Source organism: Salmonella sp. SJTUF15570 (assembly GCF_043357055.1).
GTDB lineage: Bacteria > Pseudomonadota > Gammaproteobacteria > Enterobacterales > Enterobacteriaceae > Salmonella > Salmonella enterica.
The window spans coordinates 392,279-408,148 of the sequence record NZ_JBEUKJ010000001.1 but is presented as its reverse complement, the minus strand read 5'-3'; the positions used below and the strand labels follow the sequence as shown (position 1 = coordinate 408,148).

General features: G+C 50.7%; 14 protein-coding genes, 2 tRNA genes and 2 pseudogenes. 9 read left to right on the top strand and 9 right to left on the bottom strand.

Annotated features, from left to right (window positions below; all coding sequences use genetic code 11):
- Positions 1-38: 38 nt before the first annotated feature.
- Both arsA and arsB read left to right on the top strand, forming a co-directional pair.
- A complete protein-coding gene (gene arsA, locus ABVN44_RS02170) occupies positions 39-1,799 on the top strand; it encodes an arsenical pump-driving ATPase (RefSeq protein ID WP_023231729.1) in 1,761 nt (586 codons plus the stop codon).
- 17 nt (positions 1,800-1,816) lie between these two features.
- Positions 1,817-2,866, top strand: a complete 1,050-nt coding sequence (arsB, locus tag ABVN44_RS02165) for an ACR3 family arsenite efflux transporter (RefSeq protein ID WP_001276040.1) — start codon at positions 1,817-1,819, stop codon at positions 2,864-2,866.
- A gap of 18 nt (positions 2,867-2,884) precedes the next feature.
- Here the strand turns inward: arsB and ABVN44_RS02160 are convergent, their stop codons facing one another.
- Both ABVN44_RS02160 and ABVN44_RS02155 read right to left on the bottom strand, forming a co-directional pair.
- Positions 2,885-3,187: an Arm DNA-binding domain-containing protein gene (locus ABVN44_RS02160; RefSeq protein WP_023231730.1), complete on the bottom strand. Its 303-nt coding sequence runs from the start codon at positions 3,185-3,187 to the stop codon at positions 2,885-2,887.
- A 165-nt stretch (positions 3,188-3,352) separates the two neighbouring features.
- Positions 3,353-3,428: transfer RNA gene (locus ABVN44_RS02155), tRNA-Asn, on the bottom strand.
- Between the two features lie 159 nt (positions 3,429-3,587).
- Here ABVN44_RS02155 and ABVN44_RS02150 point away from each other — a divergent pair.
- From ABVN44_RS02150 to ABVN44_RS02135, 4 genes are all read left to right on the top strand, one after another.
- The gene (locus ABVN44_RS02150) at positions 3,588-5,045 is read left to right on the top strand and encodes an EmmdR/YeeO family multidrug/toxin efflux MATE transporter (protein ID WP_023231731.1); all 1,458 of its coding nucleotides are present in this window, start codon (positions 3,588-3,590) and stop codon (positions 5,043-5,045) included.
- A gap of 140 nt (positions 5,046-5,185) precedes the next feature.
- Positions 5,186-5,261: transfer RNA gene (locus ABVN44_RS02145), tRNA-Asn, on the top strand.
- A gap of 420 nt (positions 5,262-5,681) precedes the next feature.
- Positions 5,682-6,146, top strand: a complete 465-nt coding sequence (locus ABVN44_RS02140; protein ID WP_000381834.1) for an STM2901 family protein — start codon at positions 5,682-5,684, stop codon at positions 6,144-6,146.
- Complete coding sequence (locus tag ABVN44_RS02135; RefSeq protein WP_000228159.1) at positions 6,140-6,466, top strand: DUF1493 family protein; 327 nt, start codon at positions 6,140-6,142, stop codon at positions 6,464-6,466. Before ABVN44_RS02140 ends, ABVN44_RS02135 begins: the two co-directional genes overlap by 7 nt.
- On the opposite strand, the gene ABVN44_RS02130 is transcribed toward ABVN44_RS02135, so the two are convergent.
- Positions 6,455-6,616, bottom strand: a complete 162-nt coding sequence (locus ABVN44_RS02130; protein WP_031602446.1) for a hypothetical protein — start codon at positions 6,614-6,616, stop codon at positions 6,455-6,457. The two genes, ABVN44_RS02135 and ABVN44_RS02130, sit on opposite strands and share 12 nt — an antisense overlap.
- Positions 6,617-6,661: 45 nt before the next feature.
- Here ABVN44_RS02130 and ABVN44_RS02125 point away from each other — a divergent pair, with 45 nt between their 5' ends.
- A complete protein-coding gene (locus tag ABVN44_RS02125) occupies positions 6,662-8,116 on the top strand; it encodes an AMP nucleosidase (RefSeq protein ID WP_017441829.1) in 1,455 nt (484 codons plus the stop codon).
- Positions 8,117-8,622: 506 nt separating this feature from the next.
- On the opposite strand, the gene ABVN44_RS02120 is transcribed toward ABVN44_RS02125, so the two are convergent.
- Positions 8,623-8,796, bottom strand: a complete 174-nt coding sequence (locus ABVN44_RS02120; protein WP_000957535.1) for a hypothetical protein — start codon at positions 8,794-8,796, stop codon at positions 8,623-8,625.
- 47 nt (positions 8,797-8,843) lie between these two features.
- On the opposite strand from ABVN44_RS02120, the pseudogene ABVN44_RS02115 reads away from it, so the two are divergent.
- Positions 8,844-8,948: pseudogene (locus ABVN44_RS02115) on the top strand (DUF520 family protein); the annotation flags it as partial.
- Positions 8,949-9,005: 57 nt separating this feature from the next.
- Here the strand turns inward: ABVN44_RS02115 and ABVN44_RS02110 are convergent.
- The 4 genes and pseudogenes from ABVN44_RS02110 to ABVN44_RS02095 all read right to left on the bottom strand — a co-directional run bounded on the left by ABVN44_RS02110 (position 9,006) and on the right by ABVN44_RS02095 (position 14,345).
- Positions 9,006-10,736, bottom strand: a complete 1,731-nt coding sequence (locus ABVN44_RS02110) for a hypothetical protein (RefSeq protein WP_023231732.1) — start codon at positions 10,734-10,736, stop codon at positions 9,006-9,008.
- Between the two features lie 56 nt (positions 10,737-10,792).
- Positions 10,793-12,487: an SEL1-like repeat protein gene (locus ABVN44_RS02105; RefSeq protein WP_077248385.1), complete on the bottom strand. Its 1,695-nt coding sequence runs from the start codon at positions 12,485-12,487 to the stop codon at positions 10,793-10,795.
- A gap of 683 nt (positions 12,488-13,170) precedes the next feature.
- Positions 13,171-13,449: pseudogene (locus tag ABVN44_RS02100) on the bottom strand (transposase); the annotation flags it as partial.
- A 23-nt stretch (positions 13,450-13,472) separates the two neighbouring features.
- Positions 13,473-14,345: an integrase domain-containing protein gene (locus ABVN44_RS02095; protein WP_023231734.1), complete on the bottom strand. Its 873-nt coding sequence runs from the start codon at positions 14,343-14,345 to the stop codon at positions 13,473-13,475.
- A 242-nt stretch (positions 14,346-14,587) separates the two neighbouring features.
- On the opposite strand from ABVN44_RS02095, the gene ABVN44_RS02090 reads away from it, so the two are divergent.
- Entirely contained in the window at positions 14,588-14,722 is a 135-nt protein-coding gene (locus ABVN44_RS02090) for a hypothetical protein (protein ID WP_254889434.1), read from the top strand.
- Between the two features lie 97 nt (positions 14,723-14,819).
- Here ABVN44_RS02090 and ABVN44_RS02085 read toward each other — a convergent pair whose 3' ends face one another.
- The gene (locus tag ABVN44_RS02085) at positions 14,820-15,344 is read right to left on the bottom strand and encodes a peptidase (RefSeq protein ID WP_001219023.1); all 525 of its coding nucleotides are present in this window, start codon (positions 15,342-15,344) and stop codon (positions 14,820-14,822) included.
- Positions 15,345-15,870: the final 526 nt, after the last annotated feature.

Below are 15,870 nucleotides of genomic sequence, written 5' to 3'. Positions count from 1 at the left end.
TGATTTCCCGCTTTATTTAATTTAAAGGAGTCTTTTTTATGCTGATGCTTCGGCAGGTGCCCCCCTTTTTGTTTTTTACCGGTAAAGGCGGTGTGGGTAAAACATCGCTGGCCTGCGCTACCGCGATTCATCTGACCGCCTCTGGCAAACGTGTACTGTTGGTCAGCACCGATCCGGCTTCCAATGTGGCGCAGGTATTTGAACAGACTATCGGTCATCAGATAACCCCGATTGCAGCGGTCAACGGACTGGCTGCGCTGGAAGTCGATCCGTCCGCTGCCGCAGCGACATACCGTGAGCGCATTGTTGGACCGGTGCGTGGAATTCTGCCGGACGATATCGTGGCGGGTATTGAGGAACAGCTCTCCGGTGCCTGTACCACCGAGATTGCCGCCTTTGACGAATTCACCGCGCTGCTGACTAATCAGCAACTGCGCGATGAGTACGATCATATTGTGTTCGACACCGCGCCAACCGGGCATACGCTACGAATGCTGCAACTGCCCGGCGCGTGGAGCGGTTATCTCGACAACAGCCAGCACGGTGCGTCCTGTCTCGGACCGCTGGCCGGGCTGGAAAAACAGCGCAGCCAGTATCGCGCCGCCGTAGACGCACTGGCGAATGCGGAACTGACGCGGATGGTGCTGGTCGCCAGAGCGCAAACCGCAACGCTGAAAGAAGTATCGCGTACCTATGACGAACTGGCCGCCATTGGTCTGACGCAGCAGTATCTGGTCATTAACGGCCTGTTGCCTGAGCAGGAAACCGCTCGCGATAAGCTGGCGCAGGCACTGTATCAGCGTGAACAACAGGCGCTGCAACATTTACCTGATAACCTGCGCGCATTGCCCTGCGATCGCCTGCCGTTAAAACCGTTCAATATGGTGGGGCTGGCGGCATTACGGAGTCTGCTGGACGACAGTTCAACTGGCACCCCGGCGGAAGTCGGAGATATCTCCCCCGTAGATCTTCCTTCGTTGTCATCACTGATCGACGGATTCGCGTCGCAGGGACATGGCCTGATCATGCTGATGGGCAAAGGCGGCGTGGGGAAAACTACGCTGGCAGCGGCGATTGCCGTTGAACTGGCTCGTCGCGGTTATCCTGTTCACCTGTCCACATCCGATCCGGCGGCGCACCTGACTGACACGCTGGACGGCTCATTCGACGGTCTGAGCGTCAGCCGTATCGACCCGCAGGCTGAAACCGAGCGTTACCGGCAGCAGGTGATGGCTGAGCAGGGTAAAAACCTCGACGAACAGGGGCGTGCCGTTCTTGAAGAAGATCTGCGTTCTCCCTGTACGAAAGAAATTGCCGTGTTTCAGGCTTTTTCACGCATCATTCAGGAAGCGGGTAAGCAGTTTGTCGTTATGGATACAGCGCCAACCGGCCATACATTGCTACTGCTTGACGCCACCGGCGCTTACCACCGTGAGATTGCCCGACTGGCCGGGGAACACGGTCAGCCCGTACTGACGCCCATGATGCGCCTACAGGACAGCGAGCAGACGAAAGTTCTCATCGCCACGCTGGCGGAAACCACGCCGGTGCTGGAAGCCGCTCATTTGCAGGACGACCTGCGTCGCGCGGGGATTGAACCGTGGGGCTGGGTCATTAATAACAGCCTGATCAATACGCCGACTACATCGCCGCTGCTGCGCCAGCGTGCCGAACGCGAACGGTCGCAGATTGATGCCGTTTGTACCCACCATGCCCGACGCTGTGCGCTGGTGCCGCTACAGGCGGAAGAGCCTGTCGGCGTTGAGCGTTTACTACAACTGAGCACAACGGGAAAATAAACCCAAAGGAGTCTGCTATGTCCGCACAAACCCAGGCCGCTCCGGCCATGAACCTGTTTGAACGTTACCTGAGCGTCTGGGTTGCGCTCTGCATCGCCATCGGTATTCTGCTCGGGCAGGTAATGCCGGGCGTCTTTCGCGTTATCGGCGGTCTGGAGATTGCCCGCGTCAATTTGCCGGTCGGTTTACTTATCTGGGTAATGATTATTCCTATGCTGCTGCGCATTGATTTCGGGGCGCTGGGTCAGGTCAAAGCGCACTGGCGCGGGATCGGCGTAACGTTGTTTATCAACTGGCTGGTTAAACCATTTTCAATGGCGCTGCTCGGCTGGCTGTTTATCCGTTACCTGTTTGCGCCGTGGCTGCCAACCGATCAGCTTGACAGCTACATCGCTGGGCTTATTCTGCTGGCCGCCGCGCCCTGTACGGCAATGGTGTTTGTCTGGAGCCGACTCACCAACGGCGACCCTTATTTCACGCTGTCGCAGGTGGCGCTGAACGATGCCATCATGATTTTCGCCTTTGCGCCGATTGTTGGGCTGCTGCTCGGCTTGTCCTCAATCATCGTGCCGTGGGCCACCCTGTTAACCTCCGTGGTACTGTACATCGTTGTGCCGGTTATTCTGGCCCAGCTCTGGCGTAAGGCCCTGCTACGCAAGGGGCAAGCGGCATTCGATAATGCGCTGACGAAAATCGGCCCGTGGTCAATGGCGGCATTACTGGCAACGCTGGTGTTACTGTTTGCGTTTCAGGGCGAAGCCATTCTGCAACAGCCGCTGGTCATTGCCCTGCTGGCGGTGCCGATTCTGATTCAGGTGCTGTTTAACTCGGCACTGGCCTATGGGTTGAATCGACTGGTGGGCGAAAAGCACAATATTGCCTGTCCATCCAGCCTGATCGGCGCATCGAACTTCTTTGAACTGGCTGTCGCAGCGGCAATCAGCCTGTTTGGTTTTCATTCCGGTGCGGCGCTGGCGACCGTGGTTGGGGTGCTCATTGAGGTGCCGGTGATGCTGCTGGTTGTGCGAGTGGTGAATCGTTCGAAAGGGTGGTATGAGAGAGCTTAGCGGAGATATTATCCCTCTCTAATTATCCGTTCGCGACAAACATTCAGGCAGTTTCTCAAGGGGCAGGGCCGGGTAATGCTGTGTTTCAGGCGGCGTGAACTCACCATCCAGATTTCGCGCAGGGTTCGACCTGATTAACTGTTTTTTCACCGCATAGGGGCCAAAAGCCAGCTTCTTCTCTTTCTCGTCAATGCGGTACTTCATGTACCAGAGTTTCGAGCCGTTGGGTTTGATCAGCAGGTAGAGTCCTGAACTGTCGGTAATCTTGAAGGATTTCTCGGTGGGTTTGATCTTGCGGATAGCGGTATCGGTTAATGCCATCGGCGGGGGCTCTATTTCTCAACGAACCGTGAGGCCCCCGATTAAGTCCCCAAAAACTATGGGTGTCAAAAAAAACCGGCAAACCTTATCAGGTTAACCGGGTAAAGATAAATTCTTGTTTTTTAAACGTCTCCGGACTCACCAGAATGTCCCGAAACTAAAATCTGGCTCCTCTGACTGGACTCGAACCAGTGACATACGGATTAACAGTCCGCCGTTCTACCGACTGAACTACAGAGGAATCGTGTGGGGTCGTATATTAGCGGCGGAAAAATTTTTGTCAAACCCCATTTAACCTCTTACAGATTCGATTGCGGGTTATCTCATCACTTTGTTGCATTTGCAGACATTTTTTCTGCAAAAAGCTTTGCAGCCTTACGATTTCTCGCTCATTATTGAAATGTGGTTTCAACTCTCTTCTTTAAGGTCCATTTTGAACGTCTCCACTGCCTTACGCCAGGCTGTCGTCCGTACGCCCTGGTATGCCAAACGCAAGAGCTACAAAGTGTTGTTCTGGCGTGAAATCACCCCACTTGCTATCCCCATTTTTCTGGAAAATACCTGTGTTTTGCTAATGGGCGTGCTCAGTACTTTTCTCGTCAGTTGGCTGGGCAAGGAAGCAATGGCGGGCGTGGGGCTTGCCGACAGTTTTAATATGGTAATTATGGCTTTTTTTGCGGCTATCGATCTTGGTACTACGGTGGTGGTTGCCTTTAGCCTGGGCAAGCGCGACAGGCGACGGGCAAGGGCGGCGGCGCGCCAGTCGCTGGTGATTATGACGCTATTTGCCGTTGTGCTGGCAGTGGTCATTCATTATTTCGGCAGTGAAATTATTAATATTGTCGCAGGCGAGGCGACGCCAGAAGTAAAGGGGCTGGCGTTAACGTACCTTGAACTGACGGTGCTGAGTTATCCGGCTGCGGCAATTGCGCTAATCGGTAGCGGCGCGCTGCGTGGGGCAGGGAATACGAAAATCCCGTTGATGATTAACGGCGGGATGAACATACTCAATATTATCATCAGCAGCATCCTGATTTACGGGGCTTTCTCCTGGCAAGGGCTGGGTTTTGCCGGCGCGGGGTTGGGATTAACCATTTCGCGCTACATCGGCGCGGTAGCGATTATTTGGGTGCTGATGATTGGTTTGAATCCGGCGCTGCGCATTCCGCTGAAAAGCTATCTGAAGCCGCTGAATTTCGGCATTATCTGGGAAGTGATGGGTATCGGTATTCCGGCGAGCATTGAATCAGTGCTGTTCAACGGTGGCAAGCTACTGACGCAAATGTTTGTCGCCGGAATGGGCACTAACGTTATTGCGGGTAACTTTATTGCCTTTTCCGTGGCGGCGCTTATCAACCTGCCGGGTAACGCCCTTGGTTCGGCGTCGACTATTATCACCGGTAAGCGTCTTGGTACCGGACAAATTGGTCAGGCAGAGCGTCAACTGCGCCATGTATTCTGGATGTCGACTATCGTACTTACGGCAATCGCCTGGGGGACAGCGCCGTTCGCGGGTCTGTTTGCCTCATTTTATACCCAGGAGCAGGACGTAAAAGAGGTAGTGAAAGTTCTGCTCTGGCTTAATGCTGCCTTTATGCCAATTTGGGCGGCCGCGTGGGTGCTGCCGTCGGGTTTTAAAGGCGCGCGCGATGTGCGATTTGCGATGTGGGTATCGATGCTGGGGATGTGGGGCTGTCGCGTTGTGGCAGGGTATACGCTTGGTATTGTGCTGGGTATGGGGGTTGTAGGGGTTTGGCTGGGGATGTTTCTTGACTGGGCCGTGCGCGGCGCACTGTTTTACTGGCGTCTGGTAAGCGGGCGCTGGCTGTGGAGGTACCCGCGCGTAAAGAGGGAGTAAGCGCTTTTTGCTGTGAAAATCATCAGGAAACGGTGAATTTTAACCGAAGTGTGGAATAAAGCAGCAAACGAACTTTTTTTGTGAAAACAGGCTTTGACAAGCCAGGGGCACCTCGTTAATATTCGCCCCGTTCACACGATTCCTCTGTAGTTCAGTCGGTAGAACGGCGGACTGTTAATCCGTATGTCACTGGTTCGAGTCCAGTCAGAGGAGCCAAATTTTAGTTTCGGGATATCCCAGCGAGTCCGGAGACGTTTAAAAAAACAATAACTTATCTTTACCCGGTTGACCTGAGAAGGTTTACCGGGTTTTTTGACATCCATGGTTTTTGGGGGCTTAATCGGGGCCTCACGGTTCGTTGAGTAAATGGAGCCCCCTCCTATGGCATTAACCGATACCGCTATCCGCAAGATCAAATCCGTATCAGTATGCTGACATATAGATGCGTTCGGTTCAAACGGAGCGATCACACAAGCTTGCGAGGTGATGCCCCTGGTGGGAATCGCGACCGTCTCTTTCATCTGATTTCAGATATTTCCCGTGATCTTGATCCGTTCTTTCCCAAAAGATTGATTTCTTTCATTCGAAACAAGGCTGTACAATAAGTAAACCAAAATAGCAACTATAGAGTTTCTAATGGATACAGTAGAAGAACTAAATGGAACATACTTCTATGCAGGAAAATCCAATCTGACTGCTGCCGAACTTCTGTTTATGATTTTTTGTGAGAATACCGCAAGCCAGTTTGGGATTGGTGTTGCAGATTTCGGGGCCGTTGTTGCTCTGCTATCAGGTCGTAATAATCTCTGGACAAGGGCGAAACCCGCTGGAGCGACTAAAGGCACATCATACGCGTCCAGGACTGCACGTGCAGTGTTTAAAAAGTCAAAATTTCCCTTTGGAATATCCCTTCCGACATGGTTAGGCGGTTACACCCCATGGACAGCCAGACGTGTTATGGTTCGTAACATTGCGCCGTTTGTTGGACGTTCCATTCCTTTGATCGGGGAAATTATCCTTGCCGCAGATGTGTCACAAATAACATATCGCACTATACGCGACTACAATACCATTGCTCGGGGCAATGATAAGTTATGGTAGACAATATTGAACAGCAAGTTTACGAGCTTGTACGGCCTTATGCTGGCACATATCTTTTCAACATTAAGCAAGTGGAATTAACACCAGAGATTGACCTTGATACTGATCTGAGCATTGATGAACTTGAAGCCGAAGATCTCATGAATAAATTCTTCGAGAAACTCAATGTCGAGCGAGGTAACTTCAGAATAGAAACCTATTTTCCTAATCACCCTTTTTCATGGCATCCGTTCAAGAAAACGGAGCCTGTACCCGTCCCAGATTTCACTATCAGCATGCTGATCGAGTCAGCAAAAGCCGGGAAATGGTTATATGACTAATTGTAATGAACTTAACAAATGGCTGTACCAGTACCCTTCTTTTTGAGCGATGATGGTGGCGCTAAGATAGCTCTCTTTTCTTTTTAAAGGGTTCATGTTTACTGCCGCCACCCTTACGCTAACCCCTTTAGTTTCCTCCTTTGCTGTCATACTATCGAATGACGTGCCTCACCTGTGAACGCTAAGGAGAATAATATGGAAAATAAAGGCACAAACCTGACGCCCGAGCAGGCGCTGGATCGCCTGGAGGAGCTGTACGAGCAGTCGGTTAACGCGCTCCGTGAAGCCATCGCTGACTATGTTGATAACGGTACGCTGCCCGATCCCCACGCCAGGCTTAACGGACTGTTTGTTTATCCTTCGCTGTCTGTAAGCTGGGATGGCGCGACACCGAACCCGCCTAAAACACGCGCTTTTGGACGCTTTACTCATCCTGGCTGTTATACCACTACCGTTACGCGGCCTGCGCTATTTCGCGCTTATCTTCTGGAACAGCTTAACCTCGTTTACCATGATTATGGCGCGCATATTGCGGTGGAGGCCTCGCACCATGAGATCCCGTATCCTTACGTGATCGATGGCTCGGCTCTGACGCTGGATCGTTCTATGAGCGCTGGGCTAACGCGCCATTTTCCTACCACAGAACTGGCGCAGATTGGCGATGAGACAGCAGACGGTCTGTTCCACCCCGGCGAATTCTATCCGTTATCGCACTTCGACGCGCGTCGTGTTGACTTCTCGTTGGCCCGGTTACGGCACTATACCGGTACGCCGGTTGAACATTTTCAGCCCTTCGTTTTGTTTACCAACTACACCCGCTATGTCGATGAGTTTGTGCGCTGGGGATGCAGCCAAATTCTTGATCCTGACAGTCCCTATGTCGCGCTTTCCTGTGCTGGCGGAATTTGGATCACGGCAGAAACGGAAGCGCCGGAAGAGGCTATTTCCGATCTGGCCTGGAAGAAGCATCAGATGCCCGCCTGGCACCTGGTAACGGCAGATGGGCAGGGGATTACGCTGGTAAATATCGGTGTCGGCCCTTCAAATGCTAAAACGATTTGCGACCATTTGGCCGTGTTGCGGCCTGACGTCTGGCTTATGATTGGGCACTGTGGAGGGTTACGAGAAAGTCAGGCGATTGGTGATTATGTGCTGGCCCATGCCTACTTACGCGATGATCATGTGCTGGATGCCGTTCTGCCGCCTGATATTCCGATTCCAAGCATTGCGGAAGTACAGCGTGCGCTGTACGACGCTACCAAAGCGGTTAGCGGAATGCCCGGTGAAGAGGTGAAACAGCGACTGCGCACGGGAACGGTCGTCACCACGGATGATCGTAACTGGGAGCTTCGTTATTCCGCATCGGCGCTGCGATTCAACCTTAGCCGCGCGGTCGCGATTGATATGGAGAGCGCGACAATTGCAGCCCAGGGCTATCGCTTCCGTGTGCCTTACGGCACGTTGCTTTGTGTTTCTGACAAACCTTTACACGGTGAAATTAAACTGCCCGGGCAGGCAAACCGGTTTTATGAGGGGGCTATTTCAGAACATTTGCAAATTGGTATTCGTGCTATTGATTTACTACGCGCAGAAGGTGATCGTTTGCACTCACGTAAATTACGCACGTTTAATGAGCCACCGTTTCGCTAACGAAATGAGCTGTCGCCTGCTGTTGGACAGGAGTGGAAGAGGCGTATTTATGTGATATGAAAAGCGGCTGAATGAAGCCTTAGCGGGAGGCGATTTTGCATCCCGCCAAGGCCTTATTGTGCCGCGAGCTTCATCACCATCGCCGGATACCTGTCGCCGATAATCGCGTCTACGCCAGGAAACGCGCCGGAAGGCGAAAACATTGCGTCGCACTTCACGCTCCTTGAGCGCCTGACCCACAAGCCCGGATTAACAAGCAGATACCGACCGTGAGAAGCGGTCAGCTTAAAGGGGTGTCAGAAGGCTTGATACTGAGGATTTTCGCGTTGGACAGGGATATAGGGTGGTCACGTCATTATCGAACTCATAGCGCCACGAGTGGCGCGCAAAGCTGGCGCACGTCGGTAAAGCGCACCAGCCGGTGCTCGCCGTTCCATTCAAATCGGTGCTCCCGGCACTGCGCCTTGCCCCAGCGGTCAGCGATGGGATTGCCGAACTCGCCGTACTCATAGTGGTGGTCTGCCCTGTAGCAGCAGGCGGTCGCCTTTGACTTTCGCCTGATGCTCGCCACCTTCGGGCGGCATGTTCATGCCCAGCAGGTTGTCGTCGTCGTCAAAGCTGAACTCCTCGTGCAGGGCGTTCCAGCGCGGGTCTTCCGGCAGGCGGTGTTGGGTCAACATTAATATCTTGCGGTAATCTCTGTGGGTTTGGATTCGAATTTACGTTAGTGCGTGTGACCGGTAAATCCCGCGACGATCTGCAGGCAGCGATGGCGCTGGTGCGCGGCGGCAATCTGGGCCAGCCGTTCCAGTTCAAAAACTTCCGCGATTGATTTTTCCCGCCCGCCGCCTTCCCGCATGTGAGAAAGGTGGCAGGGCGGGTAAATCGATTAAGGCGTGGCTTTTTTAGGCTCTGCGGCCTTGTTATACAACGCCTGAATCAGCGCCTGCTGTTCCGCTCCCGGTATGATACCCAATCTGTGAAAAATATTCCCAATCTGATAAAGCTGCTGATTACCGGTGTCGTCCTGGCGGGTAATCGACGCCTGCGTGGTTAATTTTTTCAGCGTAAAGGTAATATGTTCCTGACACTCGGGCGTGTTTTCAGCACAAATCTGGCGTAACAGCATCAGGTTTTTATTATCGACCCTATCTGCGTTAATCATCAATTCCCTTGCCTGACTCCACTGTTTTGCATTCATGTAGTGGTCGATCATCGCCTCCTCTTCGAGAGAGGGAACGTGCTGGTGTAACACCCGTTTGGCATTCACCGTGTCGTTGCCATAGCCGTAAAGCTCCGCAAGTCTTTGAAAGGAACGCGACATATCTTCATCAGGCCAGGCTTTTGCCTGGCTGAGGTAAATCGCCTCGGCGCTGACGGCTAATTTTTGCGCTGCCTCAGGATGACCAATTTCTTTGAGTACTTCACCCATTTCATTTGTTGCATCTTCCCATTCGGCGAACGTCAGGGTTTGCGCCTCGGCGGAGAGGGTTGCGATATGCTTTTCCGCCACAGCATTCTGCTTATGCTGAAAGAGATTCTTCAGCGCTTTGATTTTGTACTCGTAGCAATACCTGTCGTCGTAGCAGGTATATTCCGGCGCGCTCATCAGCAAATCGATACGCTTATTCATCAGCGCAACATCATCAAGCTTGCTTAATAAATCAATCAGCTCCATTTCAATGCGCGGCGAAGGGGCAAAATTGAATATTTTATCGACCTGCGTCACATAGGTTGAAAGCGTCTCCTGATAATTCTGTGTCAGCTCGTTTTTCTTATAAAAAGAGAGCAATCCCGGTAATGAATACTGGAAATAGCTTCCTTTATTGCCGGTTGCTTTGCGCAATCTCGCAGACAACGCCATCGCCTTCTCTTTATTACCCGTGGCGTAATAGATCTCCATCAGGTCGAGATACTCCTGATAACGGTAGGCTTCAGCACTCGGTTGTTGAGCAATAGCCGTATCAAACATTTTCAGCGCGCTATCTGCGTAAACCAATGCCTTTGCGGTGTCGCCCTTGGCATGGTACTGCTTCGCAATAATAAGCAGCATTTTTAGCTGAGTATAAGGAACAACAATTTTATCAGCGTAATTTTCATTATAAATAGCGGCGGTTTTATCAGGCTCTGAGTGCCAGGATTCTAAAACAGTGGCTAAATAAAAATTCCTCGCGTCGGCATTTTTGCTAAGAAGGGCTAAGGCTTTTTCAGGCTGTTTGCGATTAACCCAGCCATCAACGTAGCTCTCGTAGGCGGTAATGCTCGACGGTTTATCGAGACCAATTTTGGACAGGAAAACCATCGCGGCATCCGGGCTATTATTTTCAGCGATCCACGAGGCCTCATGGTTTAGCGAAAACTTCGCATCATTCGATTGTGTGTCCAGCTTTTTCAGTAATGCATCCGCACGGCTCATCGGGCCGTACATAAACAGTTCTCTATGTAATTCAAACCAGGCTGCCTGCGATTTAAAAGTGGTGTTTTCATTTAAAGGGACGGCATTTTGCAGTTTCTGTTCGACAACTGACCAGACATCAGGCGATTGCTGACTTTGTGCAACGCTCTGATAAGAGTAAAAAACCGTGGCGGCTGTGAGTAATGTGGCGAATTTAAATTTCATAGCAATGTGTATCCTTTCAGTTCCGTTTGAATAGCCTCTTTACAGCAAAGTCATATTTACTTAGTTTGAGGCGTTAATTCCTTTAAGGCTGCCAGTGCAGGTTTGACGCCGCCTTTTACCGCCGCTGTAAGATGAAGTTTGGCTTTGTTGAGGTCTTTCTCAACGCCATCACCATTCCTGTACATGAGTCCAAGGTTATAGTGCGCCTGAGCATTTCCCTGGTCAGCGGATTTTTTAATCCACTTATAGGCTTCCGGCAGGTTTTTCGGCATTCCTTCGCCGATAAGATTTAAATATCCCACTTCTAACTGCGCATCACTTTCGCCAAGCTCTGCCGCTTTGAATAAATAGGAGAGATATTTTTTGCTGTCTTGCGTTACGCCATCACCGTCGTTGTACGCATAGGCCAAAAAGAGAAGCGCGCCGGGATGATTTTGCTCTGCGGACTGAGTTAACCATTTCATCGCCGCATCGTAGTTTGTGCATTCAAACTCATACTTACCTAAATGATATTGCGCAGTGCTGTCACCCTGCTTTGCCTTATTGGTGACGTCAGTCGGCGCATATAGCTCTGAAAGCTCTTCATCGTTGTGGTAACAACGGATGTATTTTATGCCGTCTTCATCATAGGCTTCTTCTGTACCTTCCTTGTCGCCATCGACATAGGGCAGCGCACTTAAGACCTTACCCGTACGATCGTTAAACTCTCTTTTCAGGCCGTTTCTTTCATCATTAGCAAACATAACCTCTTCAACAAGTTTACCGGTACGTTCGCTCCAGCGGCGATCGGCTCCCTGCTTTTTATCGTCTTTATATTCGGTGGTATAGGTGAGTTTGCCCTGTTCATTCCAGTGCTTAGCGTCCCCATTTAGCATACCGTTTTTATAGGGATAGACTGATTCGCGGTGACCATTTTCGTACCACTTTTCGGAATCCCCGTCTAACACATCATGTTTATACATTTTGGATGAGGCAGGCTTTCCGTTGCTGAACCATTCTTTGACCGCACCATGTTTACGGCCTTCACTATCAAAAGAGGATTCTTCTTTGGGATGCCCATTTCCATACCAGCTCTGAGCAGAAAGCTGTTTGCCATTTTTATAGGTCGCTTTAGAAAGGAGTTTGCCCTCTTCACTGTATTGTTCGAACGTTCCGTCGTTTTCACCTTGGTTATTTCTGTGGTAAACACCACGAATTTTACCGGTAGAATAATATTCCGTACTAGTGCCGACAATGGTGCCTTTACTGTATGAATATTTCTCCTTTATTTTCCCATCAGGGAAATATTCAAATGCCGGGCCTTCCAGTTTCTGATTTAAATAGCTGTGTTTTTGTTTTAAAACGCCGTTATCATAAAAATGTGGGCATTCGCCATCTTTAATTTTACCTTGGGCAAAGTAACGTTTACTTTCAACGGCTCCGTTTTCATGGTATACGATGTATTCCCCTTCGGGTTGACCATCTTTAAACGTCAGCGTTTCCGCTATTTTGTCTTTTTCATCAAAGTAAGTTTCAGCTTTTCCGTCACGCTTATTTTGCGCATTATAATGATAAATACTTTTGAGATTGCCGCTTTCATAGAAAGATTTAAATACAGAAACACGTTGTCGGTTAGCGAAGTTTTCTTCGTTAGTATAGCCTTCAAAGGCTATCTGTTTACTCTGCATCACCTCCCCTGTTTCTTCTGAGGATTCCAGATACCAGCCGGTGACTTTCCATAATTTTTTCTCTTTGTCATAGGGGAGGGGCATATGGACTATTGTTGTTGCCTGACGTTTAACAGTCGGTTGCAGTTCATCATCCAGCCACAAGTCAGACGATCTTTTCATGTATTCGGCACCGCACAGCGCTTCGGTACATAGCTCGATTCCAGTCAGCATGGGCGTGCCGCCAGCATCGCACTGATCGACCGTCAGGTAAAAATAACGGTCATCGAGAATAGCCGGCCTTAAACTGCGTATTTTATTAATATATTTTTCTGTCGTCAGTCCCATTGATTCTGCGCGCGCAGAAAGGGTATTAGTATTACAGGGTGTTTTATCTTTAAAATAATAACGGTCGGCGAGTAAAAGTTTCAGGTCACTGCTAATGGCGGTTTTATTAAAATCGATATTTTCAATTTGGGCGATGAAATTAACGGGTTTGGATTCTGTACTGGGGGATTGTTTTGCACATATATTCGCGCAATATAATGAAACTATAATTGTTATGAATATTTTCTTCAAGATGTTCTCCTTGTATGAATAATAACTCCCTGAAACTTATTTCATGCTATAGAAACAAAGAGTTAATGTAAAGGATGCGAGGAGCATATTCTGGCAGGAGAGAGTTTGCTTCAGTTACCAGTAAGAATAATTTAAGTATTACGAGCGCGTTGTTTTTAATTTGGTAATAACGCGCTGATGATTATTAACGATTATATACCCAATAAACCTCAAGATGCGGGAGTGAGCACCTGAAAGTGATCTTTAATTCGGGATGTCAGTGAGTCCGCTATATCCGGCAGCGTCTGGTTAAAAAAGACAGATATTGTGTCCCTGAACTCTCGCGTACTGCTGAAGTAGCGATTATTCCGGGCATGTTCGTTCATTAATTTCCACATTCGTTCTATCGGATTCAGGTTTGGACTGTAAGGGGGAAGGTAATGCAGCCTGATATTTACCACCTCCGCCCAGTCTTTCACTAACTGTGAACTGTGGTAACCTGCTCCATCCGCTGCTCGCTCTTAGCCAACTGTCAAATTTGCCCATACACCTGCGCCACATACCGCGCACGCCCGTCCCCATGCCCCAGATCCATTGCCACAATTGCCAGCGCTTCTTTCCTGTTGAACCCCTGCGCCAGATAGTGACTAATGGCATCCTGCGCCCACGCATAACGCAGGGAATGCGGAGAATATGCTCCAGTCAGACCCATACGCGCCGCCTGGTTGTGCCAGTAGTCCATCGCGCTTTTCAGATCCGGTTTGTCGATCAGTCGGCCATGACGGCTTTCTGCAATAGCCAGCGCATTATCCAGCGCTTTTCTGACAGCTATAGTATCCAGAATCACCGTTTCGCGGGGCCGTCCGCCTTTGGTGCCGAACACCACGGTTAAGCGCGTATCGCTGCGTTCAATGGCCTGTTTCCACGTTTTCAGCGATTGCACGCTCTGCACCGCTTCCTGTGAACGTAAGCCCATCAGCCTCGCCAGTTCCAGCGCCGCCGCCAGTCCCGGATCTTTCATGCGGGCCGTCTCCAGCACATGATGACAATGTTCCGGCGTGATCGCCTGTCGCGTCCCGCTGCGCGATGCACCAGCCAGACCCAGCGATTTATTAGTCAGCCACTCATGCTCTGCCACCTGTTTACGCCCGGCCTGTTGCAGAACAGCGCGCAGCGAGGCCATTTCATTTTGCAGCGTGCGTTTGCCGATCCCCTGCGCCAACCTTTCATGAATATAGCTTTCAATGTGGCGCACCTTAATCTGCGCAACCCGCTGGATATGGACGTTCAAAGCCCGTAAGTGGTGATCGAAACGCTGCACGATATGAATGCGATCGTTCACCGTTTTATGGCTACCGCCACAGTGCTTTGCCAGTGCCTTCATTTCACCACCTAACTTGCCCATACACTTCTCCTATGATTTTGAGAACACGAACAGTCTCCGGCGTATGCTTTTTGGCTGCGCCAGAACGATACCTTCACGCCGGAGTGGCAGTTTGTTGAGGTATAGGGAGTTTCAGACTGTACGCGGTACAGGCTGCCTGCGTGAGCAGGGGATTCTCCGGGGCATCATGCCCCCCTCGGTATCGATCTTTTTCTCCTTTTTCTTGCTGACAGCGGCCCCAAAAAGGCGTGTCAGATTCGGGAATGAACGCCGGAACCCCGAAAACAGGGGCATGGCGCGGTGTAGTGGTTGTGCGTCACTTTGTCGCTTTACGCGACGAAAGTGACGCACTGGTCGGGTGCCGGGCGCGAAAGATCGCGGATTCTGGTGCAGATTGACGGTCACGCGGCAGCAAAGCCTTGCGGCAATGCAGGCCGCAGCCCGTAAAGTAAAAGGCGCTGATGTGGTAACGGGTGCCGGGTGGAATCGCTTCCGTCACGGTGCAGCATTGACCAGAGATCTGGCGCAGGTACCATCGAGATACTCTTTCAGTTCTTTGGTACCGAACGTGTCGATAGCCCGCTGAGCTGCGCCGAGATTAGACGCCAGCTTGTCACCGCCAATGTCTTTATCGGCTTTAACTGCCGCAGCCCAGTCTTCTGTTTGCTTCTGCCATGACTCCGCTTGCTGTTGTTGCACTCCCGCCAGCACTTTCGGATAGACGTCCACCAGCTTCTGCGCCTGCTCTTGCGTCAGGTTCAGTTCACGCGCCACTGGTTCGAACTGCGCCAGCGCGCTGGTATCGAGTTCCTGACCTTCAGGGGCGGTGAACGCGTATTTCTCCGGCGCGCCGGGCGGCGTTTCTTCTTTCGGTGGAGTGGGCTTATTGGGATCGGCGGGTGGGTCGTGTGGTTTTTCAGAAGCGGGACCATCTGACGGTGGATCGGCGGGTGGATTTTCTGACGGTTTTCCTGTACCCGGATCGGTCTGCGTGCCGCCAGCGGTATCGGTTAATGCCATAGGAGGGGGGCTCTATTTACTCAACGAACCGTGAGGCCCCGATTAAGCCCCAAAAACTATGGATATCAAAAAACCCGGCAAACCTTATCAGGTTAACCGGGTAAAGATAAGTTCTTGTTTTTTTCAACGTCTCCGGACTCACCAGGATGTCCCGAAACTAAAATCTGGCTCTCTGACTGGACTCGAACTTCATCTATAACTCCTGCTGTTAGTGGCTTTCAAAAAATGGTGTCTGTTTTTACCATCATATTTACCAGCATTTTTAATGCTGCATCACCATAAAGTCAATTACTATCAATTAGTTATGACAATATGCTTCACTAAACCTCACTGAACGAACTTCCTGTTCTGCTACAAATTTTATCTTGTTTATTCAAAAGATTACCGCTGTTGCCCGATATGTTTCCTCCCGGAAAGATAAGTAAGGGCAGAAGGATACGTTATGACCAATGCTGAGATAGCCAGCCATCTTTATTCCCTTTCTCTATGCTGCAGGATGCGTTAACGTCAATGTAATGAACATCAA

Bases quoted from the DNA above. Each gene is read 5' to 3' on its own strand.
- ABVN44_RS02110 (WP_023231732.1), bottom strand. From the start codon at position 10,736: ATGAAATTTAAATTCGCCACATTACTCACAGCCGCCACGGTTTTTTAC.
- ABVN44_RS02130 (WP_031602446.1), bottom strand. From the start codon at position 6,616: ATGACAGCAAAGGAGGAAACTAAAGGGGTTAGCGTAAGGGTGGCGGCA.
- arsA (WP_023231729.1), top strand. From the start codon at position 39: ATGCTGATGCTTCGGCAGGTGCCCCCCTTTTTGTTTTTTACCGGTAAA.
- ABVN44_RS02095 (WP_023231734.1), bottom strand. From the start codon at position 14,345: ATGGGCAAGTTAGGTGGTGAAATGAAGGCACTGGCAAAGCACTGTGGC.
- ABVN44_RS02085 (WP_001219023.1), bottom strand. From the start codon at position 15,344: ATGGCATTAACCGATACCGCTGGCGGCACGCAGACCGATCCGGGTACA.
- arsB (WP_001276040.1), top strand. From the start codon at position 1,817: ATGTCCGCACAAACCCAGGCCGCTCCGGCCATGAACCTGTTTGAACGT.
- ABVN44_RS02090 (WP_254889434.1), top strand. From the start codon at position 14,588: ATGAACGCCGGAACCCCGAAAACAGGGGCATGGCGCGGTGTAGTGGTT.
- ABVN44_RS02135 (WP_000228159.1), top strand. From the start codon at position 6,140: ATGGTAGACAATATTGAACAGCAAGTTTACGAGCTTGTACGGCCTTAT.
- ABVN44_RS02140 (WP_000381834.1), top strand. From the start codon at position 5,682: ATGGATACAGTAGAAGAACTAAATGGAACATACTTCTATGCAGGAAAA.
- ABVN44_RS02125 (WP_017441829.1), top strand. From the start codon at position 6,662: ATGGAAAATAAAGGCACAAACCTGACGCCCGAGCAGGCGCTGGATCGC.
- ABVN44_RS02150 (WP_023231731.1), top strand. From the start codon at position 3,588: ATGTGGTTTCAACTCTCTTCTTTAAGGTCCATTTTGAACGTCTCCACT.
- ABVN44_RS02105 (WP_077248385.1), bottom strand. From the start codon at position 12,487: ATGCCCCTCCCCTATGACAAAGAGAAAAAATTATGGAAAGTCACCGGC.
- ABVN44_RS02120 (WP_000957535.1), bottom strand. From the start codon at position 8,796: ATGTTGACCCAACACCGCCTGCCGGAAGACCCGCGCTGGAACGCCCTG.
- ABVN44_RS02160 (WP_023231730.1), bottom strand. From the start codon at position 3,187: ATGGCATTAACCGATACCGCTATCCGCAAGATCAAACCCACCGAGAAA.